Origin of the sequence: Sutterella wadsworthensis 2_1_59BFAA (assembly GCF_000297775.1) — a bacterium.
In the GTDB taxonomy this organism is placed as follows: Bacteria; Pseudomonadota; Gammaproteobacteria; order Burkholderiales; family Burkholderiaceae_F; genus Sutterella; species Sutterella wadsworthensis_A.
In genome coordinates this window covers 87418-110185 of record NZ_JH815520.1, presented here as the reverse complement: position 1 = coordinate 110185, position 22768 = coordinate 87418, and the positions used below count along the sequence as shown (strand labels likewise).

Annotated in this window: 18 protein-coding genes; 9 read left to right on the top strand and 9 right to left on the bottom strand. The window is 64.0% G+C overall.

The window, feature by feature from the left end; translation table 11 throughout:
* Positions 1–173 precede the first annotated feature (173 nt).
* The 4 genes from HMPREF9465_RS10575 to HMPREF9465_RS10560 form a co-directional block, all read right to left on the bottom strand.
* The gene (locus HMPREF9465_RS10575; protein WP_005436813.1) at positions 174–1937 is read right to left on the bottom strand and encodes a flavocytochrome c; all 1764 of its coding nucleotides are present in this window, start codon (positions 1935–1937) and stop codon (positions 174–176) included.
* A gap of 490 nt (positions 1938–2427) precedes the next feature.
* Positions 2428–3141 (bottom strand): Ni/Fe-hydrogenase, b-type cytochrome subunit, encoded by a 714-nt coding sequence (cybH, locus tag HMPREF9465_RS10570; RefSeq protein WP_005436811.1) that lies wholly within the window; start codon positions 3139–3141, stop codon positions 2428–2430.
* Positions 3142–3153: 12 nt separating this feature from the next.
* Positions 3154–4917, bottom strand: a complete 1764-nt coding sequence (locus tag HMPREF9465_RS10565) for a nickel-dependent hydrogenase large subunit (protein ID WP_005436806.1) — start codon at positions 4915–4917, stop codon at positions 3154–3156.
* Entirely contained in the window at positions 4914–6014 is a 1101-nt protein-coding gene (locus HMPREF9465_RS10560) for a hydrogenase small subunit (RefSeq protein WP_005436805.1), read from the bottom strand. Before HMPREF9465_RS10560 ends, HMPREF9465_RS10565 begins: the two co-directional genes overlap by 4 nt.
* A gap of 471 nt (positions 6015–6485) precedes the next feature.
* Here HMPREF9465_RS10560 and HMPREF9465_RS10555 point away from each other — a divergent pair, with 471 nt between their 5' ends.
* The 4 genes from HMPREF9465_RS10555 (at position 6486) to HMPREF9465_RS13495 (ending at position 10452) form a co-directional block, all read left to right on the top strand.
* Positions 6486–7487, top strand: a complete 1002-nt coding sequence (locus tag HMPREF9465_RS10555) for a TRAP transporter substrate-binding protein (protein WP_005436804.1) — start codon at positions 6486–6488, stop codon at positions 7485–7487.
* Positions 7488–7503: 16 nt separating this feature from the next.
* Positions 7504–8787 (top strand): TRAP transporter large permease, encoded by a 1284-nt coding sequence (locus HMPREF9465_RS10550; protein WP_005436803.1) that lies wholly within the window; start codon positions 7504–7506, stop codon positions 8785–8787.
* Positions 8775–9293, top strand: a complete 519-nt coding sequence (locus HMPREF9465_RS10545; protein ID WP_005436802.1) for a TRAP transporter small permease — start codon at positions 8775–8777, stop codon at positions 9291–9293. The genes HMPREF9465_RS10550 and HMPREF9465_RS10545 overlap by 13 nt, the downstream gene beginning before the upstream one ends.
* A gap of 250 nt (positions 9294–9543) precedes the next feature.
* The gene (locus tag HMPREF9465_RS13495) at positions 9544–10452 is read left to right on the top strand and encodes a cytochrome b/b6 domain-containing protein (RefSeq protein WP_331270988.1); all 909 of its coding nucleotides are present in this window, start codon (positions 9544–9546) and stop codon (positions 10450–10452) included.
* Here HMPREF9465_RS13495 and HMPREF9465_RS10530 read toward each other — a convergent pair.
* Positions 10404–12230, bottom strand: a complete 1827-nt coding sequence (locus HMPREF9465_RS10530; RefSeq protein ID WP_005436800.1) for an aryl-sulfate sulfotransferase — start codon at positions 12228–12230, stop codon at positions 10404–10406. The genes HMPREF9465_RS13495 and HMPREF9465_RS10530 overlap by 49 nt on opposite strands.
* A gap of 351 nt (positions 12231–12581) precedes the next feature.
* Between HMPREF9465_RS10530 and HMPREF9465_RS10525 the strand changes: the two genes are divergently transcribed.
* Together HMPREF9465_RS10525 and HMPREF9465_RS10520 are read left to right on the top strand one after the other, a co-directional pair.
* The gene (locus HMPREF9465_RS10525) at positions 12582–13346 is read left to right on the top strand and encodes a LysR family transcriptional regulator (protein ID WP_005436798.1); all 765 of its coding nucleotides are present in this window, start codon (positions 12582–12584) and stop codon (positions 13344–13346) included.
* 395 nt (positions 13347–13741) lie between these two features.
* Positions 13742–14941, top strand: coding sequence for a porin (locus HMPREF9465_RS10520; RefSeq protein ID WP_005436796.1), 1200 nt, complete (start codon positions 13742–13744; stop codon positions 14939–14941).
* Positions 14942–15069: 128 nt separating this feature from the next.
* Here HMPREF9465_RS10520 and HMPREF9465_RS10515 read toward each other — a convergent pair whose 3' ends face one another.
* The 4 genes from HMPREF9465_RS10515 to HMPREF9465_RS10500 are packed head-to-tail and all read right to left on the bottom strand — an operon-like array spanning position 15070 to position 18835.
* Positions 15070–16359, bottom strand: a complete 1290-nt coding sequence (locus tag HMPREF9465_RS10515; protein WP_005436795.1) for an FAD-dependent oxidoreductase — start codon at positions 16357–16359, stop codon at positions 15070–15072.
* On the bottom strand, positions 16356–17030 hold the full coding sequence (locus HMPREF9465_RS10510; RefSeq protein WP_005436793.1) for a response regulator transcription factor: 675 nt from the start codon (positions 17028–17030) through the stop codon (positions 16356–16358). Before HMPREF9465_RS10510 ends, HMPREF9465_RS10515 begins: the two co-directional genes overlap by 4 nt.
* A 25-nt stretch (positions 17031–17055) precedes the next feature.
* Complete coding sequence (locus tag HMPREF9465_RS12920) at positions 17056–17355, bottom strand: sensor histidine kinase (protein WP_231289391.1); 300 nt, start codon at positions 17353–17355, stop codon at positions 17056–17058.
* Complete coding sequence (locus HMPREF9465_RS10500) at positions 17276–18835, bottom strand: histidine kinase dimerization/phospho-acceptor domain-containing protein (RefSeq protein ID WP_147645354.1); 1560 nt, start codon at positions 18833–18835, stop codon at positions 17276–17278. Before HMPREF9465_RS10500 ends, HMPREF9465_RS12920 begins: the two co-directional genes overlap by 80 nt.
* 104 nt (positions 18836–18939) lie before the next feature.
* On the opposite strand from HMPREF9465_RS10500, the gene HMPREF9465_RS10495 reads away from it, so the two are divergent.
* The 3 genes from HMPREF9465_RS10495 (at position 18940) to HMPREF9465_RS10485 (ending at position 22325) form a co-directional block, all read left to right on the top strand.
* A complete protein-coding gene (locus tag HMPREF9465_RS10495) occupies positions 18940–20412 on the top strand; it encodes a flavocytochrome c (RefSeq protein WP_005436790.1) in 1473 nt (490 codons plus the stop codon).
* A gap of 221 nt (positions 20413–20633) precedes the next feature.
* Positions 20634–20780, top strand: a complete 147-nt coding sequence (locus HMPREF9465_RS10490) for a dihydroneopterin aldolase (protein ID WP_231289389.1) — start codon at positions 20634–20636, stop codon at positions 20778–20780.
* 12 nt (positions 20781–20792) lie between these two features.
* Entirely contained in the window at positions 20793–22325 is a 1533-nt protein-coding gene (locus HMPREF9465_RS10485; RefSeq protein WP_005436788.1) for a disulfide bond formation protein B, read from the top strand.
* Positions 22326–22768 lie beyond the last annotated feature (443 nt).

The window sequence follows — 22768 nt, the reverse complement described above, 5'->3', positions numbered from 1 at the left end:
TGGTCACTGACCCGATTTTACGCCCTGATGCGTTGAAACGGGCGCGGCGCATGGGTTTGCAGGGAGGACGCCGCATATGGACAACGGCCCGCGCCGGAGACTGGCGCGGGCCGCTGACCTTGATCAGGGTCCCGGAGAGGAGGCATGGGACCCTGAAGGAGCCTTTTCGCGAATTACTTCGCAGCCTTGGCGGCGGCTTCACCGGCGATGCGGCCGAAGACGATGATGTCCGTGTAGGCATTGCCGCCGAGGCGGTTCGTGCCGTGCGTGACGCCGGTCACTTCACCCGCGGCCCAGAGACCCGGGATGACCTTGCCTTCGGCCGTCAGGGCCTCGGCCTTTTCGTTGATGCGCACGCCGCCCATCGTGTGGTGGGTGGACGGGACGGCCTTGATGACGTAGTACTTGCCCTGCTGCATGTCGACGAGACCGGAGCGGTGGTTGAAGTCCTTGTCATTGCCCTTGCCGGCCATGTCGGAGACGCGCTTGACCGTCTTCTGGAGCTGGTCGAACGGGATCTTCGTGAAGTCGGCGATGCACTTCAGGTCGTCGCAGGTCGTCATGACGCCCTGCTTCGTGAAGGCTTCGTACTCGTTGGCGTGAGCCTTGACCGTGTTGGAGATGCTGCCGATCTTGTCGTTCCAGAGCACCCAGCAGTAGCGGCCGGTCTGGTTGAGGATGGCTTCGGAGAGCACGTCGCGGCGCTGGAGTTCCTCGACGAAGCGCTTGCCTTCCTGGTTGAGCATGATGGCGCCGTCGAAGCGGGCGTCGGCGATGAGCTCAATGGCGCCCGAGATCGGGTCGCAGATCGGGTAGGTCTGGATGTAGCCCATGTTCACGAGCTCGGCGCCCGCGCGTTCGGCCATGTAAAGGGCTTCGCCTGTGGTGCCCGGAGCGTCGGTCGTCTTGAAGCGCTCGTCGATCTTCGGGTTGTACTTCTTGACCATTTCGGGGTTCGCGCCGAAGCCGCCCGTGGCGAGCACGACGCCGCCCTTGGCGTTGAAGGTGTATTCGGAGCCGTCCATCGTGGCCTTGACGCCGACGACGCGGCCGTCCTTGTCCTTGATGAGCTCTTCGGCCTTCATGTTGGTGATGACCGGGATGCCGAGCTCATCGGCCTTGGCCTGGAACTTGGCGATGAATTCCGTGCCGGTGTGGCCGACCGGAATCAGGGCGCGCTTGCGGCTGTGGCCGCCGAAGAAGAAGAGGTTGTCGTCCTCGAAGCGCACGCCGAGGTAGTCGCGGCACCACTTGGCGGCGTCAAGCGCTTCGTGCGTCATGACGTTGATGACCTTCATGTCGCCCTTGCCGTCGCCGCCCTTGAACGTGTCCTGGGCATGCAGTTCGGGAGAGTCGTCGTTGATGCCGAGCTTGGGCTGGACCCAGTTCTTGGCGACGTTCATTTCAGCGCCCGAGATGAGCGAGTTGCCGCCGACGGCGGGCATCTTTTCGAGAAGGACGACGTTGGCACCGGCATTCCTGGCGGTGATGGCGGCGGAGAAGCCCGCACCGCCCGCACCGATCACGACGACGTCGTAGTTCGAGGTCTTCGGAAGTTCGCGGGCGGCCTTCTTGAGAGCCTTCTTGTCGGCCTTGGCGAGCGTCACGCCGGCCTTCTTGGCGGCGTCGTTGACGGCGTCGATGAAGCCCTTGGCGGAGAACGTGGCGCCGGAGACGAGATCAACGTCCGTGGAGGAGAGGGCCACGACCTGATCCTTGAGGTCCGTGAAGACCTTCTTGGCGAGAATCGGGTTTTCGGCGTTCTTGACGATCTTGATGTCTTGGATCTTGCCGGCATCGAACGTCACGGCGACCGTGATGTCGCCATGCTTGCCGACGCCCGTGCCCTCAGCGGTCACCGGAGCGGCGAAGACGGAAGCGGAAAGCGTGCCGGCCGCGAGAAGAGCGGCGGCGGAGAGAAGAGTCTTCTTGAACATTTTGGCTGGTCCTTAAGATGAGTTCCCCTGAGGACGGTCCTCTGAGGAACTGCTTGGAGTGTGGGAGAACACGACGGTACGCATCATACACCAATACATTCCGTCCGGTCGGTTTTATATCAGCTAAAAACCTAGGACAATCCCTTAGGATTTTCACCAATAACGATTACCCTTCCCTTGAGCATCAAGGCTTATGCAAAATCTGTGCCACAGGTCGGAATTTCCCTCATGACACTTTCCCTCAACAACAAATACCGCTCAGTCGGTTTTTAGGAGCATAATGCGGACCCATGGAGCGGCCGCCCGCAGGGGAAAAAGTGTCGGGCTGGCCCGGCTCCGCATCCTCGGACGCCCGACTGCGTCCTCAGCATCCCAACCCACTTCAGGACCAGAAAAGAAGAAACAAGACAACAAAAAGAGGCCCGTCCCGGCATTACTGCCTGAACGGGCCCCTTTGTTTTGCGGCTTCAGTCACCTGAGACAATCAGGCTCAACCGTGATGGTCCTCCTTGAACATGCGCAGGCCGGTGCTCATCGAGGAGAGCGTGGTGGCGCCGCCCATGACGTCTTCGCGGAAGCTCATGTAGATATGGGCGATGCTGAAGAGGATGAACACGTACATCATCACGTGATGCACCGTGCGGACCGCCTGGGCGTCTCCGAAGAGGACGAACACCCAGCCGAACCAGGCCATCCAGCTCGTGTCCCAGCCCCAGGACTGCGCGTAGAGCGCGAGGCCCGTGATGATGATCACGAAGGAGCCGAGCACGAACATCGCGAACATGGCGAGCTGCGCAAGCGGGTTGTGGCCGGCGTATTCAGGTGCGGACTTCCTCATGAAGAGGTAGTAGGCGACCTGGGCGAACACGCCCTTCCACCACTTCATCGACAACAGCGGCGGGAAGAAGATCATCCTCGCGTAGCGGTTGCCCACCGCCACCCAGAAGAGGCGGTAGATGAAGAGCGCCGTGAAGAACAGCCCCGCGGCGAAGTGCACCATGCGCACGTAGCCGAAGTCGTAGGTGATCCACGTGTCCCCGAGGTTGGAGACAAGCGGTCGGCCGATCAGGTAGCCGGTGATGATCATCGCGAACATCGCGACGGCCATCAGCCAGTGCCAGACTCGGACCGGGGCCTCCCAGACGTATACGGGCCGGGTGCCTCCGCTCGCATCGACTTCAAAAGTGACGGGATCGATTTTCATAGCGGCCTCCCATCAGCGCACCTTGACGCTGCAGAGTTCCTCGCCCTTCGGGCTCAGGAGATGAGTGGCGCAGGCCAGGCACGGGTCGAAGCTGTGGATCGTGCGGATGATTTCGAGCGGCTGGTCCTCGACGGCGACCGGGGTGCCGATGAGGCTCTGCTCGAAGGCGCCGAGCTCGCCCGAGGGAGAGCGCGGCGACGCGTTCCACGTCGTCGGCACGATGGCCTGCCAGTTGGCGATGCGCGTGTCCTTGATGACGCACCAGTGGCCGAGGGCGCCGCGCGGGGCCTCGCAGAAGCCCACGCCGCGGGCTTCCTTGGGCCAGGTGCTGGGCTCCCACTTCTCCATGTTGGCGGCGCATTCGTCGCCCGCACGGATGTTGGCCGTCAGATCGTCGACGTACTGGACCATCTTCTGGGCGGCCCAACGGCACTCGAGCGCGCGGGCTGCGTGACGGCCGAGCGTCGAGAAGACGGCCTCGAGCGGCGCGTTGAGCTCCTCGAGGAGCGCCATGGCGGGCTCCTTGATGTGCGGCACGTTCTTGGCGACGCCCATGACGAGGCGCGAGAGCGGACCGACTTCCATCATGTGGCCCTTCCAGCGCGGGCTCTTGATCCAGGAGTACTTGCCGTCGGCGCCGAGCCATTCGAACTTCGTCTTGTCGCCCACGGAGCCCTTCGAGAGCTCGAAGGCCTGCTCGGTGATGCCTTCCCACGGATGCAGGCCCTTGCCGGCGTCCGGATAGCGGTACCACGAGTGGTCCACGAATTCCTGGATCTCGTTGAGGTCGCGCAGGTCGACGTCGTGCACCTCGTTGAGGTTGCCGTTGATGATCGCGCCCCGCGGCAGCTGCATCGAGGCATCGGACCAGTCGTTGGCGATTTCGGGAAATTCGCCGTAGCAGAGGACATTCTTGTTGGAGAGGCCCGCGCCGTACTTGAACCATTCGGGATAGAAGCCCGCGATGGCCTTGATGTCCGGCAGATAGACGTTCTCGACGATCTCGAGCGAGCGCTTCGCAATGTCGCGCATGTAGTTGAGCGTCACCTCGTTGACCATCGTGCCCTGGGCGCCCGTATCGTGCATGTTGATCGGGCAGGCCATGCCGCCGACCAGATAGTTCGGATGCGGGTTCTTGCCGCCAAGGATCGTGTGGATCTTGATGATCTCCTTCTGGAAGTCGAGCACTTCAAGATAGTGCGTGACGGCAAGAAGGTTCACGGCGGGCGGCAGCTTCATGGCCGGATGGCCCCAGTAGCCGTTCTTGAAGATGCCGAGCTGGCCGCTCGCGACGAACTTCTTCAAGCGGTTCTGGACGTCGCGGAAGTAGCCCACGGAGGCAAGCGGATGACTCGGGGAGATTTTCTGCTGGATCGCCGCGGTTTCGCGGGGATCGGCCTCAAGCGCCGAGACCACGTCGACCCAGTCGAGCGCGGAGAGCTGGTAGAAGTGCACCAGATGGTCGTGCACGTAGAGCGTGGCATTGACCAGGTTGCGCATGATGTTGGCGTTCTTCGGGATCTTGATCCCGAGGGCGTCCTCGACGCTGCGCACGGCCGCAAGGGCGTGAATGCCCGTGCAGACGCCGCAGATGCGTTCGACGAAGGCCCAGGCGTCGCGCGGGTCGCGGCCCTTGAGAATGACCTCGAGGCCTCGCCACATCGTGCCGGTGCTCATGGAGTCGGCGATTCGTCCGTCGTCGCCGAGCGTGACCTGGACGCGCAGGTGACCCTCGATTCGGGTGACCGGATCCACAACAATTCTGCGTTCACTCATTCTTCCTTACCTCCGATGTCCTTGTTGGTCTTCTTGGCGCGGGCCTGCGACACGGCGGACATGGCCACGTGCGCGGCAGCCGCGACGCCGACGACGCCGAGCGTCGCGAGGCCCACCTTGTCGGCGGTCGCCTCGATGCCGCCCCAGCCCGGAGGCAGGACCGTCGTCTCGTGCTCGTAGAAGGAGCCCTTGTCGAAGAAGTTGGGCTCGGAGCAGCCGATGCAGCCGTGGCCCGACTGGACCGGCCAGGAGAGGCCCTCGTTCCAGCGGATGGCCGAGCAGGCGTTGTAGGACGTCGGTCCCTTGCAGCCCACCTTGTAGAGGCAGTAGCCGAGCTTGGCGCCCTCGTCGTCGAACTTCTCGACGAACTGGCCCGCGTCGAAGTGGGCGCGGCGGTAGCACTTGTCGTGAATGCGCTGGCCGTAGAACATCTTCGGACGGCCCATGCGGTCAAGCGGCGGCAGGCGGTCGTACGTGAGGATGTAGGTGACCACGCCCGTCATCACTTCGGGAATCGGCGGGCAGCCGGGCACGAGCACGATGGGCTTGTCCGTGATGATCTCCGTGATCGGCACGGCGTGCGTGGGATTGGGCTTGGCGGCCTGCACGCAGCCCCAGGCGGCGCAGGAGCCCCAGCCGATGACGGCCTTGGCGCCCGCAGCGACGTGCTTGATCTTCCTCAGGAAGGTCTCGCCGCCGGGAATGCAGTTCACGCCGTCGTCGTTGAGCGGCACGTTGCCCTCAACGGCAAGGATGTAGTTGCCCTTGTACTTCTCGATCGTGTCCTCGAGGGCGGCCTCGGCCTGATGACCGGCGGCGGCCATGATCGTGTCGTCGTAATCGAGCGAGATCATCGAGAGCACCAAGTCCTTGGCGACCGGATGGTAGCTGCGGATGAAGGATTCGGTGCAGCAGGTGCATTCAAGGCCGTGGAGCCAGATGACCGGCGTGCGGGGCTTCGTCTCCATCGCCTCGGCGATGTCCTTGGCGCCCGCGCTTCCAATCCCCAGGCTCGCGGCCGTGAGGGAGCAGAACTGCAGGAAGCTGCGTCGGGAAATGCCCTGACGCCGCAGCGCTTCGTATTGCGTTTCAAACATAGGATCTTCTCCGGTGAGGGCCTCCTGGCAGCTCTCCCGCTGCGCCGGGCCCGTCGTTTCAACGGTCCGTGCGTCTGAGCCGGCAAGCGGGAGCGAGGGCACCCGTCCGCCTTTTGCGACCGTTTGAGCACAGTCTAAACGTCCCCGAAGCGCCTCTCATACGGCAAAAGTCGCGCATTGGACATATGAGGCCTACCCCCAAAGTACTACCTCGGGGGAATTATCATATGGTCCGCGAAATCTTCATACGGTACGTGCTCCCATACGATGACATGAAATTGTCCTCCTATTCTTCATCCCTCTGCGGCAGTCGTCTGCATATGGAGAGCCTCGCGAATCTGTTGCGGGCGCGCGTTATCACCGTCTTTCGGCCGCAGGCGGCTCCCGTTATAATGGTTAGCTTCAAAAAAACGACATGTGCCTTCGCCCATGGGCGGAGGTTCAGGACAGACAACAGCGGGAGCCCACACAATGCCCAACTTCATCAAGACCGCCGCCGTGGCCGTCGCGGCCGCCCTTGCGTGCGCCGTCGCCGGTGCCGCCGACTTCTCCGCCCAGACGATCCGCCTCGCCCACACCGCGGCCGTCTCGCACGCCCACCACGAGGCCGCGCTTCAGTTCGCGAAGAACGTCTCCGAGCGCACGGGCGGCAAGGTCAAGGTCGAGGTCTACCCCGCAGGCGAGCTCGGCGACCAGCCCGCGCTTGCCGAACAGGTCACGCTCGGCGCGCTCGACAGCGCGGTCGTGAGCCTCGGCAACCTCGCCATGTACTCGAAGAAGCTCAACGCCATGACGGCTCCGTTCCTCTTCAAGGACTATGATCACGCCCACCGCACGATCGACGCCTTCGTCATGCCCTGGATGAACGAGGGCCTCGCCCAGCACGACGCCGTCGGCCTCTCCATGTTCGACTACGGCTTCCGCCAGACGACGACCAAGGGCGTGCCCGTCAACTCCGCCGCCGACCTCAAGGGCGTCAAGATCCGCGTTCCGCCCGCCACGGGCCTTCTCGCCGCCTTCGACGCCGTCGGCGCCAACACGCAGAAGATCGCCTACTCCGAGCTCTACACCAGCCTCAAGCAGGGCGTCGTGACGGGCGAGGAAAACCCCGTCTTCACGATTCTCGCCGACTCGCTCTTTGAAACCCAGGACGAGCTCGCGCTCACGAACCACTACTTCGACTGCCAGGTCCTTCTCTTCAACAAGATGTTCCTCGAGGGCCTCCAGCCCGAACTGCAGGCCATCCTGAAGGAAGAGGCCGTCAAGGCGCAGAACCTCACCCGCGACCGCATCAGCCACGGTGAAGCCGCCGTCATCGAGGAGCTCAAGAAGAAGGGCATGCACGTGACGAACCCCGACCGCGACTCCTTCGTGAAGCTCATGAAGCCCGCCTACGACAAGATTGGCGAGCTCGCGGGCAAGGACGAGATGAAGAAGCTCCTCGACGCCGTCGAGGCCAACCGCGCCAAGTAAGCACGGAAGCTCATCCATGCTGATGTTCGTCATTTTCGGGGCGGTGCTCCTGCTGATGCTTCTCGGCGTCAGCACGGCCGTGACCATGGGATTCGCCTCGATCGCGACCTTCCTCTTCGCGGGCGGCGACCCCACACGCCTCTTCCTCGTGCCGCAGCGCATGTTCGCGCAGGTCTCGGGGATCACGCTCATGTCGATTCCGTTCTTCCTTCTCATGGGGAACCTGATGACCGTGGGCGGCGTGAGCAAGTCGCTCTTCGGCTTCGGACGCGTCTGCCTCGGCCACCGCTGGGGCGGACTCTCCAACGCTGCCATCGTCGCCTGCGTCGTCATGGCCGCCATGAGCGGCTCGGCGGCCGCCTGCGCGGCGGGCATCGGCATGATCGCCATCAACGAAATGACGAAGTCGGGCTACGGGCGCCCGTTCAGCTGCGCGACGATCGCGGCGGGCGGCGCCCTCGGCCCCATCATCCCGCCCTCGATCACGCTCATCCTCTACGCGGGCCTCACGCAGACGAGCGTCAACTCGCTCTTTGCGGCGGGCGCCGTGCCGGGCCTCCTGCTCGGCATCATGTTCATGGGCTGGTCCTCCTGGGTCTCTGCGCGCCGAAACTACGCCAAGACCGAGCCAGCGCCCTGGCGCGAGCGCCTTCAGGCCTTCAGGGAGGCCTTCTTCGCGCTCATGACCCCCGTCATCGTGATGGGCGGCATGTTCGGCGGCATCTTCACGGCGACCGAAGCGGCCGCCGTCGCGTCCCTCTACGTGATGTTCCTCGGCTTCTTCGTTTACGGAACGCTCAGGGTGCGCGACCTTCCCGCCATCTTCTGGAACACGGTCGAGCAGACCGCCAAGGTGATGTTCGTCATTGCCACCGCGGGCTTCTTCCAGTACGTACTCCTCTACACCCGCATTCCGCAGCAGGCGATCGCCTTCATGTCGACCTCCTTTGCGACTGCGGCGCCCGTGCTCCTTCTCATCATCGCGCTCCTCGTGCTGATGGGCTGCTTCATGGAGGGCACGGCCATCCTCCTCATCACCGTCCCGATCTTCGTGCCGCTCGCCAAGAGCTTCGGCTACGACATCGTTCAGCTCGGCATCGTGATGTGCATCTCGCTCGCCATCGGCGTGCTCACGCCGCCCGTAGGCCTCAACCTCTACGTGATGAGCTCGATCACGGGCGAGCACGTCCTTGCCATCGCGAAGGAGGCCGTGGGCTACGTCCTCATCATGATCATCGTGGCGATCCTCGTCGCCTTCATCCCCGAGCTCTCGCTCGGCTTCGCCAAATGGGTGCCCTGATGTCCGCCGTCATGAACCTTCTCAAGGCGGCCGACCGCTGCGTCTCCGTCACCGCGCGCACCGTGAGCACGCTCGCGCTCGCAGGCATCTTCGTGATGTTCATCGCCAACGTCTTCGTGCGCTTCGTGCCCGTCTACAACTTCACCCAGACCGACGACTGGATCCAGATCCTGCTCGTCTGGATGATCTTCCCCGGCGCCATGGAACTCGTGCGCACGCGCGGCCACTTCGTCGTCGACGTCATCACCGACCGCGTCGCGGGCACGAACTTCGGCCACTGCTGCCGCCTCGCCGTCACCGTGATCGAGCTCGTCACCTACGCGCTCATCTGCTGGTACGGCATCGTCTGGGTCCTGCGCGCACAGGCCACCTTCCAGTCGATCCCCTGGCTGCAGGTCCGCTGGGCCTACGCCGCCATCCCCGTCTCGGCCTTCTTCATGACGATCTACGGCGTGCGCGACCTGATCCTCGCCGTCAGGGCCTTCCTGCCCGCCAAGTCGGCCTGACCGCGGCAAACTCATCAGACCGTTCACAAATGCACGCATGGGCGCGGCTCCCGCCGGGAACCGCGCCCTTTTCATGCCCTCAACATGTCCTTCCCGGATTTCCTCCCACTTTGCCGACACGTCCTTGCGCTTCTTTACACGGGTCTGAACCAACATTGCCCCAAGACCTCGTGGCGCGATTGAAAACACGCTCGGGAGGCCTTTCGCTCCCCGCCGCTCGTTCAACCCGCCGCAGATCCGTCATTCCGCCTTGAGGGCGCTCCGCGGCACAACCCGTACAGGAGTCCCCTTATGCAAACGCTCGTCAGGCACGCCTCGGTCAAGCGCTTCCATCCCTCCGACCAGATCGTCCACTTCCTCAACCTCATCTGCCGGGGCGCTCGCCGCCTCAGGCATTGCGCTCGGATCCGCCGCACGCGCAGGCATACGCCCGGAACGCCTCGACGTCTCCGTCCACTTCATCGCGGGCTTCGCGCTCATCATCGTCATCGCCGCATGGCTCGTCTTCTCGCACGCGAGGGCAAGGCGCTTCGTGCACGAAATCCTACGCACCGAGCGCCCGTTCCTCGCCTGGCTGCACAATCTCGGCGGCTATCCAACAAAGCTTCTCAGGTTCCTGCGCCTCACGAAGGCCGAACCCTCGACCGCGCCGCAAGGCCGCTACAACGCGGGCCAGCGCATCGCCTACGCGCTCCTCGTGCTCCTCAACCTCACGCTGATCGGCACGGGCGTGCTCCTCTTCATCCTGCACCAGCCTCATGAGCAGTCGCCGTTCTATCAGGGCGCGCTCGCTGCCCACAGTTTTGCCTTCAAGGCGGGCGTCCTGATTCTTCTCGCCCACATTCCGATGGGGCTTCTCTCTCGCACAACTCAAGACGATCCTGCCTGGCTCGGGCGGACGTATTCCCGCAGAGACGGCCGCAAAGCACGCCCCGCTCTTGTTCCGCGAGGACCTCGAGCCCCATGCGGGCGAGCCAGGCCTTCTCGTCGAGCGGCGCCTCTGACTCAGGGACGCATTCCTCGGAATGTGAAGGACCTCCGGCGCTGGCAGTCGCCGGAGGTCCTTCTTTCTTCATGGGGCCGCACGAGGCCCGTGCGGATGCCTCAGGATCAGTTTTCCGTGAAGGCCTTCTTCACGCTGATCGGGAAGGCGCGGTAGCCGCTGCCCGGGCTCATCTGAATTTCGACGGCGGGCTCCTTGGCGCCCCATTCGAATTCATTAAGAACAGGACGCGGAGGCGTCGAGGAGCCACCCGAGAGGCTGAAGTCCATGCCGGCCGTGGCGGAGTACACCATGACGGAGTCCTTGTCGGCTTCGTAGCGGGTGAGCGACGTGACCGGGCTGTACCAGTCGTGGCCGCGTTCCTTGCCGTATTCCCAGACCTGCTCGACGGTCATGTTCTTCTGGTCGATCTTGTAGATGACGGCGCGGCTGTACTTCATCGAGGCGAGGGCCGGCTGGTCGAGATTGCGGGCGTCGCCGTTGTCGAAGACGGAGATCATGCAGTAGCGCTTGTCGGACTTTTCATCAACGCGGAAGGCCGTGTGCTGCGTGTACGTCCAGTCGAAGTCGGTGTCCGTGCACTCGACGTCCGTGCAGTTGAGCTTCTGGCCCTTGGCGGAGACCGGCGTGAGCAGAGCCTCCTTCCAGGGAGAGCGCCAGCCCTTGGGCGCGCCGAGGATCCACTTGACCTTCTTGTCGCGGCCGATCTTGATGCAGGCGGACTGATGGCGCGAGGAGATGATGATCGAGTCGTCGGTCGGGTCGTAGTCGACGGAGTTGACGTGAGCCCAGTTGCGGCCCGGACCCACGCCGGCGATGTCGCCGAATTCGCCTTCGGCCTCCTGCTTGGCGAGCTCTTCGGCGGAGAGCGTGTGGCCGGACTTCGACGGGTCGATGTTCAGGCACACGGCGCCCTGGTCAAGGGCCTTGATCACGTCGGAGCGATACGGGTCGAGGATGTCGAAGAGACGCCATTCGTCGACTACCGTGCCGTTCTGGTCGACTTCGATGATCACGTCGCGCACCGTGTGCACGCGCTTTTCATCGGCGCGACGCAGGTCGGCGGAGGAGACGCGCAGGAAGTAGTGGCCGTTCTGGGCGGGATCCAGGGCGTGGGAGAAGTCGGCGTAGGCGTTGGGCAGACGGCGGTTCCAGATCTTGCGGCCCATGAGGTCGTACTTGGCGTAGCGCTGGCCGAAGCCGAAAGTGAGGCAGCCGTCCGGATTCTGGTGGAAGCCCATCATCACGCCGTTGGAATACGGATCCTCGGGCTTCCAGAGGTCGCGGTAGTCGAGGAACCAACGGATTTCGCCCTTCGTGTCGATGATGACCGTCTTGGGCGGGAACTGCCAGGTCATGGCGCCGCCCATCGGGTTGTTCCAGATGGTGCGCATGGTCTGGGCGTTCGGCGTGCCGAGGTTGTTGACGAAGTAGAGGCGGTCGGCGAACTTCTTGGAGACCTTCTTCACGTTGGCCTTGAACATCAGGCTCTTTTCGTGCGGGGCGCCGGACGGAATGCCGGTGATCGGGCCGGCGTAGATCGTGTAGGTGAACTTGACGGTTTCGACCTGGCCCTTGAAGCGCTTCTTGGCGGTCACTTCGACCTGGTTCTGGTAATCGGCGTACAAACCGAAGACCGGCACGCCGCCGTGCGTGAGGAGCTGGGAGCGGGAGACCTTGTAGGCGATTTCCTGACCGCCCTTCTTCGGCACGACGCGCACGTCGGCATCGAGAAGTTCATAGCCGCCGTTCTTGATGATGGCAGTGAGCGGCGCAATGCCGTACGGATTGACGAGCACTTCGCCCAACGGACCGTAAAGGGCCGCAAAGCCCACGACGTTGTAGCCCGAGGCGGTGCCCATGGCCATGGCGCCGCCCGTGGCGCCCGCGGTCGCCGCAAGCACGGCACAGCTCAAAAACTTTCTGCGGTTCATCTTCTCTATTCCTTTGTGAATGTCGCGCGGACGTCCGCATCCGCGAAACGCCCGACGCACTGGTCGGATGAGGCGGGACGAGTCAAGCCGCCGCCCTACGTTCCGAATGTTACAGAGCGTGTTTTCTGCCTTCCATAAGCTCATTCCTCCTCCATTTTGCGAATTCGGCCATGAGCCTTTTGTCAGATCTGGCGATTTCGTGCGCGCCGTTCGGGTTATTCCCAACCGGCTCGCCCACACCGGAGAAACGCTTCGTGCTAACCTCATGGATCCATCAAAGCACCTGCCGCAGAAGGAGTTCGGAGCATCCACCCGAACGTCGTTTTTTTTTTTCAGCCCGGGACCAGCACCATGATTCAGTCCTCCCTGAGCCAGCAGGACCTTCTCTTCTTCGTGACGCTCTGCCGCCTTCAGTCCCTGACCGTCAGCGCCCAAAAGCTCAACCTCAGCCTGTCGTCCGCCTGCCGCATGCTCACGCACCTTCGCGAGACCTTCGGAGAGCCGCTCTTCGTACGCAGCCGCAACGGCCTCATGCCCACGCCGGGCGCCATGGCCCTTCTGCCCAAGGCGATCATGCTGCTTGACGGCTTCGACGACCTGTTCGAGCCTCCCGTCTTCGATCCCGCGCAGGCCCAGCGCCTCATCCGCATCGCCTGCGCAGACTTCGGCGCGGTTTCGATTCTCACGAAGGTGATTCCCGCCATCATTGACAAGGCGCCGCATCTCGACTTCCAGATCCTGCCAATCGAATCGGACCTCGTCGGCAAGCTGAGCACGGGCGAAATCGACTTCGGCATCTTCCCGACGGAAAAGACGTCGCCCGGGATCCGCAGCGTGCGCATTCTCGAGTCGCCGTACCGCTACGTCGTGCGCCGCGGGCATCCGCTCGAGGCGATCTACCACGCCGAAAGGAAGCTCACCGAGGAGGACCTCGCGCGCTGGCCCAACATCAGCGTGCACGTTCCGCCCGGGAGCGGGATCGCCCCGCCGGCTCACACCGACCAAGCGCGCCGCAACCTGCCCGGCCGCACGCAGGTCCGCTCGGCCTACATCCTGCCTCAGCCCGCGCTCATTGCGGCGACGGACCTCGTGGGCATCATGCCCGAGAAGTCCTGATCCGCGGCGCGCAGGACGCGGGCATCGCCATTTCGGCGCTCTCGCCCATCTTCTCGGGCATGGTGCACAGGCCGCACCTTCTCTGGCACGAACGCAACGACGGCGACACGTTGCTTCGCTGGGTGATGGCACTCTTCGTGTACGTCTTTCATGAGGAAAAGGAGGGTCCGACCTTCCAATATCCGACTTCGTAGTTTCCCGAGGATTTGCCGATTTTCGAGAAACACAACATCGCTTTCAGACAATCGGCACGGGAATCCTCACAAGAGACAGGGCCCACAGCATTCTCTAGTCTTCGTTTTGTCGCAAAAACGGCCGACCAAACTCAGGCCGCCTGCAAACGCAGGCGCCCCCTCGTTTTTGCGACCCAACCAACACACAAGGATTAGACCATCATGGACCCCGTTCTCTGCACCCGCGGCGCCCTTGCCGCCGCCGTCGCCATGGCTTTCGCCGGCGCGGCCTTCGCCGGCGGCCCCGGCATCAACCTCCCCGCTCCCGCCCTCCAGGAAGGCTTCAGCATCCACGGCCTCATCGACACCGGCTTCCAGATCCATCACGCCAACGGCACCACGAGCGCCCGCATGATGCCCAACGGTGACGAAACCTCGGCCTTCCACCTGCGCGCCCGTGAAAACCTCCACGGCGGCAACTACGTCCGTCTGAAGCTCTCCGCGCCCTTCAAGCCCGACAGCGGCGAATTCAACAACAAGAACACGTCCGGGGATCCGATTCTCTTCAACGAAGCCTTCGTCGCCGTGGGCGGCGAATGGGGCGAGCTCGCCGCAGGACGTCTTGCGAACATCTTCTCGGGCAACGGCGACTTCGGTCTGTGCCCGCACATCAACCCGTCGCCCATGGGCACGAACTTCCCGAACGCCGGCCTCACGCCGATCTTCTCCTCGGGCTACTACTACAACAATTCGGTCATCTACAACTCGCCCCGCGTCAACGGCTTCCACGTCGCCGCCATGTATTCGAACGGCCGTGACGACGACTCCGTGAGCCGCGGCAAGAGCGACCAGTTCAGCGCGCTCGCCCTCACCTACATCGGCGAGAGCTTCAAGTTCGCGGTCATTCCGACCTACATCGACAGCGACTCGCTGAAGACGGCGACCGTCACACCTAATGACGAATACGGCATCGCGCTTCTGGGCAGCTACTGGCCCGAACCCACGATGGGCCTGCACTTCGGCTATCAGTTCGTTCGTGACGGCCGCGCGCTCGGCGGCAGCTACTTCAACTACTTCACGCCGGCCGCCGCCGGCGGCCCGGGCATCGCCAAGTCCGAACGCGGCGTCGACACGCACGCGCTCTCGCTCGGCTTCTCCAAGCGCTTCGGCGCCCAGAAGATCTCGATCGTTCTCATGGGCAACAAGGTCGAATACAAGGGCGACAGCGCCGTCGACGGCGACCGCGAAGGTTGGCGCGTCATTCCCGCGACGATCTACCGCTACTACCTGAGCAAGCGCACGCACTTCTGGGCGTCCGCAAGCACCTCCCAGAGCGGCGGTCTCTACAAGAAGGCCCGCGAATTCGAAAAGGATCCGACGAAGGCCTGGGACGTAGGCGCGGGGCTCGTGCACCACTTCTGATCCCGAGCGTCTCTCCGAAGCCCGGGCCTGCTCCCGGCTTAGAACGTGCCCATGCCGAGCACACTGACAAGGGCGCGGACTCGATTCGAGCCGTGCCCTTCTTCCTGCGTTTCTTCGCCGTCCGTCCCTCAGTCCTTACGCTTGACGGCCCTGCCGTTCTTCACGAGTGTTCTCGCCGCGATTCGTCCGAAGACCGCAGCCGACGCGAGCATGTCGCCCATGAGGGCGTGTTCGCCGTGAATGCCGCCCGTAATGTCGCCCGCGGCCGCAAGTCCCTTCATGGGTCTGCCCCTGCGGTCGATCACCTCGGCCTTCTCGTTGATCTCGAGACCGCCGTAGGACCAGAGGATTCTCGGCAGAACGGGCCTGATCTCGACGCCCGGACCGATCGGCCTCATCGTGAGGGGATCGCGTCCGAGGGAATCCCTTTCCTTCGTACGAATGCAGTCGTTGTAACCCGAGATCGTCGCGATGACCGTCTCCCTGAAGGCCGTCGTGGGCCTGAGGGGTTCGGCGCCCGGTGCATTGATCACCATCCAGGCCATGCCGTCCGGCTGTCTGACGACGGCCTCGGCGAGCGTGGATCGGCGACGGTCCTCGCGCATGAAGCGTTCGCCTCGCGCGTTGACGAGGATGTAGTCGGACGGATCCCCCGGAAGACCGAGCGTGGACGCAAAGAGTCGGACCTCGAAATAGGACATGCCCACGAGCGCCGCGCCGATGTCGGCAGCGGCCTGAATGAGACTCCCGTCCGCACCTTCGTCAAGGGCGGGGAGAACGTCGGAGAGGCCCGGCGCATAAAGCCGCATCATCTCCATGTTCCGAGAGAAGCCGCCGCCCGCGAGCACGACGCCGAGCCTCGAGGTGAGCCTGAAAGGCTCGCCCGAAAGCAGCCCCTCGACGCCCGTCACGGCGTCGCCCGACTTTCTGAGCGCCGTCACCTCAGCATTGCAGACGATGGGAACGCCGAAGGGCCTGAGGGCGGAGCGCAGCGCGCTCAGATAGGCCTCGCCCGCGCCCCTCAGGGGCATGTGCGTGCGCGGATAGACGCCGCCCAGTACGCGGCGGATGCCGGGCTCGAACTCAAGCCCGAGCGCCTCGAGCCACTGGAGCGTCGAGTACGCCTCATAGCAGAGCGTGCGCATCAGCGGCTCGCGGGCCTTGCCCCTCGAGACTTCGAGGGCCTGCCTCAGGTGCTTCTCGGGACTGTCGTCAATGCCGAGCGCAATCTGCCTGCGGGCGTCCGCGGCGTTGAAGAAGCCGTAGGCGCGGCGGGTGAGGCCGCCGGGCTCGCAGGCCTTCTCGAGGATGACGGGACTGTAGCCGAACTCGGCGACGGTGAGCGCGGCGGAGAGGCCCGCAAGTCCCGAGCCCACGACGATGACGTCGAAGCCGTCGGATCTGAGGAGCCGCTTCACTGCAGGACTCCGCGGGCGCGCAGGCGCGCGATGATCTGCGCGACACCCACGGCGTTCTCAACGCCGAGCTTCGAGCAGACGTGGGCGACGTGGACCTGTGCGGTGCGCTCGGCGATGCCGAGTACGTCGGAGACGGCCTTCGTGGTGAGGCCCTCGGCGGCGAGCTGCGCGACCTGGCACTCGCGGGGACTGAGCGCCTGCCAGAGGCCCGCAAGTTCGCGGACCGTTTCGGCCTCGGCCGCTTCCTCGCAGCTTCTTGCGACGGCGCGGTCGATCGAGGAGAGGAGCTTCTCGTCGACGACGGGCTTCGTGAGGAAGTCCACCGCGCCGCGCCTCATCGCCTTGACGGCCATCTCGATGTCGCCGTGGGCGCTCACGAAGATGACGGGCAGGCGGTTTGCGAGCTCGATGAGCTTCTGGTGCAGCTCCATGCCCGTGATGCCCGTCATGCGGACGTCGAAGACGCCGCAGCCCGGCACCGTCGGGTCGTCCTCCTCGAGGAAGGCCTCGGCGCTCGGGTAGGTCTTCACGCGCCAGCCCTCGCTTTCAATCAGGAACTTGTAGGACTCGCGCACGCCGCCGTCGTCGTCGACGATGCGAATGAGCGCGATGCGCTTGACGGGATCCATGTGCTCCGGTTCAAGGAGATCCGAAAGATTGATCTTTTCCATGATTCGATTTTCTTGGTGTTGAGGCTCAGAGATCGGGGCGGGCGGGAAGCCTCGCCTCCACCCTGACGCCCTGCGGCTCGACGACGTCGAAGACGATCGTACCGCCGTAGGCCTCGATGATGCGGCGAACGATCGCAAGGCCGAGTCCGAGGCCGCCCGACTTCTCGCTCCTGAGAGGAACGAGGAAGGCGTCGATCTCGGCCTTCGTCCTCACGGGACCGTTGTCGGTGACGGTGATGACGACTTCATCGCCTATCCTTTCGCCCGCCAAAACGACGCGGGGCACCCCGTCCGCCTGTGCGGCGCTCTCGCCCGCATTCTTCACGAGGTTTCTGAGCACGAGTTCGATTTCGAGCGAATCGCCCTCGACGAAGAGGCCTGCGGGCACCTCGGACTCGAAGGAGACCCTGGCGTTGGAGGCGCGCATCGATGGCGCTCATCTGCGTGAGGTCTACGGGGGTGATCTGGCGGCGGCGCTTTCGGGCGTAGTCGCGCACGTGCTCGACGATGTCGCTCGCGCGCTCGTTCTCGGCGAGGATCCTGCCGAGCGCGAATTCGAGCGAGTCGGCGGTGAGCGTGCCGTTGGCGATGCGGCGCCTGACGCCCATCGCGAAGTTGGTGACGGCGGCGAGCGGCTGCCTGAGCTCATGGGCCACGATGTTCGACATCTGGGAGACGGCTGTCATGCGCTCGAGGGCCTCGCACTGGCGCTCGGAGGCCTGCTGGCGCTTGACCGTCTCCATGAGTTCGGCGCTGCGGCGACGCACGAGCCGCTCGGCCGCGACCGAATGCCAGATCATGCCGATGAGGATCGCCGCGGCGAGGATCACCCAGGCGGCGTGCTCGCGCATCTCCTCGAGAAGCGTCTTCGTCTGATAGCTCATGTAGACGGGATCGCGCATGCGCTCGGCCGCCAGATGCACGGAGCGATAGTCCGCAGGACGCACCCAGCGGATGTCGGGAGCGATGTCAAGCGCGAAGAGCGTTGCGGCAAATTCGAGCAGCCCCATGCGCGCGACCGAAAGACCCGCCGCGAACACGCGTCCCGGCATCGGGGTCACGGAACTCACGAGCCCCGTCTCGTCGTCGACGCGCATGTCGACCTTGACGAAGCCGCTGAAGAGGTCGGAACTCGTCTCGCGCAATAGGTCGGTCGAGACCGCGAAGAGCTTGTCGCCGCGCTCGACCGCCCTTCTGATGATCTCGGAGGGCGTCCCGCCATCGGAGGCGACACGCACCTTGACGGGCGCTAGGCGACGGCTCGAAAGCTCGTTCTGAAGGAGGAAGGTCGTGTCGACCTCGTCGCCCTTGACCACGGTGACGGTCTCGCCCGCGATGTCGCTCAGGTGCGGCTTCGCCAGACCGTCCTCATCGGCGTCGGGCGTCGCGAAGACGAGCGCGGAGACGACGGGGCGAAGCTCGGCGCCGGGCTCACAGTCGGGGATGTCCACGCTCAGCGACGCCATCGGAATGAAGCCGTTGTAGCGCTCGAGGAGCGCAAAGACGCGCGGACTCACGATCGCGAAGTCGAGTCCCTGATAGGCGTTGAGGTCAAGGCTCGAGGCGGCGGGAATGGGTCTCGTCACGAAGATGCGGTCCTCGGTGAGGTCGTTGAGTTCGGCAATCGTGCGCCTGAAGTAGTCGGCCTGCGAATCGGAGATGCCGTCCTGGATGCCGACGACGCGCACGACTCTGGGCGCCGCCCATGCCGACGAGCCCGTCACGGACATCAGAATGGCCGCCAGGCAGAGGATGGCGGTGAGCGTGCGGAGGATTCCTGCAGGTGTTCGGGATTGACTTATCATTGTGGAACGCATTTCGGGTGTGGCCCGGACTCCTATTGTACGGAGAGTCGGGACCATGCGGCCGAAACTTTCTGTCCCTTCCACTTGCCCAGCACAGGAGCCACATGCCCGAAGACCTCAAGATCGACCGCCGAACCCTGCTCAAGACCGCCGTCTCGGCGGGCGCAGCCGCTGCCGCACCCGCCGTGCTCGCGGCCGATGCGAACGCCGTCCGCTGGAGCGAGGTTCACGACGTGGTGATTGCGGGCGCGGGCGGCGCAGGTCTTGCCGCCGCCGTCATGGCGGGCAGCATTTCAAAGGACGTCGTCGTCCTCGAGAAGACCCAGGACGTGGGCGGCAACACGCGTCTTGCCGACGCCTTCAATGCGGTCGACCCCGCGGTCCAGAAGCCGCTCGGCATCGAGGACTCGCCCGAGCTGCACGCCCGCCAGATGCTCGAGACGGGCCGCTGGTGTGCGGATCCGAAGCTCGTCGAGACCGTCGCCACGGGTGCGCCCCGTGCGCTCGCCTGGCTCAAGGAGCTCGGCGTGCGGTTCGAGCCCGGCGTCTATCAGGTCTACGGCTCCCTCTGGCCCCGCACGCACAGTCCGTCCGAACCCGAGGGCTCGGGCTACATCCGTCCGCTCCTCTTCAAGTGCCGCGAGCTTGGCGTCTCGATCAGAACGGGCACGAAGGTGCTGCGCGTCATCCGCAACGGGCTCGAGGGCCCCGTCCTCGGCGTCGAAGCCGAGCGCATGAACGGACGGCGCCTCTTCATCCGCGCCAGGCGCGGCGTCGTGGTGGCCACGGGCGGATTCGGCGCGAACGCCGAACTCGTCGGGCGCTTCGCCCCGAGGCTCGGGCACCTTCGCTCGACGAACCTGCCCGGCACCACGGGCGACCTGATCGCGCCGCTCGAGGACATCGGCGCGGCCGCCGTCGGCATGGACTTCTTCCAGCTTCTCCCCGGCAGCGCGGAGGACGGCCGCTTCATCGGCGCCGCCTCCACCGTCGAGCGCATGATCTTCGTCAACCGCGCGGGCGAACGCTTCATCGCTGAGGACAGCCCGAGCTCGAAGCTTTCCGCCGCCGTCCTCGCCCAGCCCGGCGGCATCGCCTTCCCCGTTCTCGACGCCAACGGCTACTCGGCCATGCGCACGCTCTCGCGCGCCATGTTCGACCGCGCCCTCATGCGCGGCGACGCCTTCGAGGCGAACTCCATCCCCGAACTCGCCTCCCTGCTTCAGATCCCCGCCGAAGCCCTCGTCGCCACCGTCGAAGCCTACAACGAAGCCGTCGAAACGGGGCACGACCCCGTCGGCCGCAGGGCCGTCGTCCTCATGCACCGCATCGCCCGACGCCCCTTCTACGGCGCCAAGGTCACCATGTGCGTCAACTGCACGCTCGGCGGCATTGCCATCACCCCGCGGGCCGAAGTGCTCGACCGACACGGCCGCGTCATCCCCCGCCTCTACGCCGCGGGCGAGGTCACGGGCGGCGTCCACGGCGCAAACTACATGGGCGGCAACGCCCTCTCCGACGTCTTCACGTTCGGACGCATTGCGGGTGAAAACGCTGTGCAAGAGCCGTTTGCGTGAGATACAAAGTTCGTACCGCATACACGCTACGGCATTCTCCCTAGCCCCGCCCATTGTATATAATCCACGGCCTGCGTAGTCAAGAAACACTGTGTTGCAGGGGTTTGCGTTATGCAACGATGCAGTACATGTTTCCTTGGTGCATTTCCGTTCCCCGCCTGATACGGCGGGCTCGAAGTACTCAACCTTATAGGCTGATCATGGAATTCCTGGAATTTCTTATGCTCACCGCCGCCATGCTGCTTCTCATCTTCAAGCCTGAGAAGGAAAAGCTTGCGTGGGGGCTCCTCATCGTGTCCTGGGCCGTCGTCGTCCTCATGTACGTCGGTCACGTCTCCAACGCCATCCTCGGCGTCCTCAACATCTAAGGAGAGCCGATCATGACGAACTATGCTCTTCCCGTCAACGACAAGGACATCTCGAAGGCCAAGACCTTCTACGACCTCATCTGCTGGGGCGGTCTCCTCATCGTTCTTCTTCCCGTCGGCATCGCCAACGTGATCCTCGGCTACTTCATGGGCGACTCTCCCTGCACGCTGTGCTGGGGTCAGCGTCAGGAAATGGCCTACATCGGCGTCGTCGCGCTCTTTATGGTGCGCTATGGCTTCAAGCCCAAGTACCTCGCCACGATGCTCGTGATGGCTGCCGTCGGCCTCTACATGAGCTTCCGCCACTACGGCAACCACGCCATGCGTGACGTCGGCCAGGGCTTCGGTCTTGACGTCTTCGGCATCCACACCCAGTTCTGGGCCGAAATCGTCTTCTGGTGCGTCGTCTTCCTTTTCGGTCTCGCCGTCTACCTCGCCCCGCGCTTCGACGCCCTCGTGGCCGAATTCAAGGGCAAGGCCTTCCGTCCGATGACGAAGTTCAACCGCGTCGCCTTCGGCATCGTCACGGCCATCATCGCCTCGAACTGCTTCCAGGCCCTCTGGTCCACCGGCGTTCCTCCGTTTTGGGGCCAGGGTGACCCGGTCCGCTTCTCCTTCAACCCGAAGTATGTGATCTGGTCTTCGGACAGCTGGGAAGGCATGTGGTCCGGCATCGACTTCCTCGGCAAGCGCAACGTGAAGGATCCCGACTTCGCCTACAAGCCCAATGCCGCCAAGCTCGGCATCGAGTTCAAGCATGACGCCGCCGACGCGCCCGTCAAGCTGACCGGCGCCCTCTCGATCGCGAACATCCGTCCGATCGAAGGCGTGGACGCCAAGGTCAACACGATCTCGAAGATCAACGGCCAGTACCTCATCGGCTCCAAGTACAGCTTCTGGGCTCTTGACGAGTCCCTCAAGCCGGTCGTCTCCGCCGCTTATGATCCGTGGTACTCCGCCAACGTCCTCGACCTCGTGGCCATCACGCCGTACAAGGACGACGCCTTCATCCTCATGGGCTCCAACAAGTCGCTCCTGCGCGCTCGTCTCACCCCGAACGGCGACGACGTCAAGAACTGGGGCAACTTCACGGCCGGCCGCACCCAGGTCGAGCATGTCGGCGGTCTTGGCCGCGCCCGCGTCGGCACTGAACGCGCCAAGTTCTCCTACGTGCACTCCGCCGCCTCCGACGGCCGCTACGTCTACACCGCCACGGTGCCCGACAACCGCAACAAGAAGACCTTCGTGATCTCGAAGGCCCTCATGTCCGACTGGATGCTCTCCGGTGAATTCGTCCCGTCCGCCGACCTCAAGGAAGGCCGCACGCTCGGCGAACTCTACGTGACCGGCATGGTCTACGAGAACGGCAGCCTCTTCGCCGTCTCCAAGAACCACAACGTCCTCGTCGAAATCGACGTGGCCGCTGAAAAGGTCGTCAACGCCTGGTCGATCCCGGCCGAGCTCACCGACGTCCGCGGCCTCGTGAAGACGGGCGACACGTTCGAAGTCGTCGACACGAACCGCATCGTCACGCTCAAGAAGTAATTCTTGCCAGCCGTCAGTGCTTGATCGGGCCGGCTCCCTGCAGGGAGCCGGCCCGATTTTTTCCTTTCCTCCCCCGCGTACCATCTGCGTGCGCACGCACCATCAACGCCTCGCGCCGCTCCCCTTCACGGTGCAGAAATCCCCTTCTCGCCCTCAAGAAAAACTCAGGGCGAACATCCTCCGATAGATTTCCGCAATATCCGCCTCCCGCGCCCCTTCGGGCGCACGTCCGATGCGTTTTCGAGCGACGACCGCCCGAAAACGACCTCCCGACGAGCGTTTTCATTTGACCGTCACTTATAGGCGACACTTTCGGGATAAGCCGATGTTCCAAGGAAGGGCCAGCTTTCCTCAAGCCGCCTAGGCTGAACATCCATGAGGCTTTCTCCCTAAGCCCTATGCCTTATAAGGCAAAGAGCCTAGTCACCTCTGTGCGACAGGCA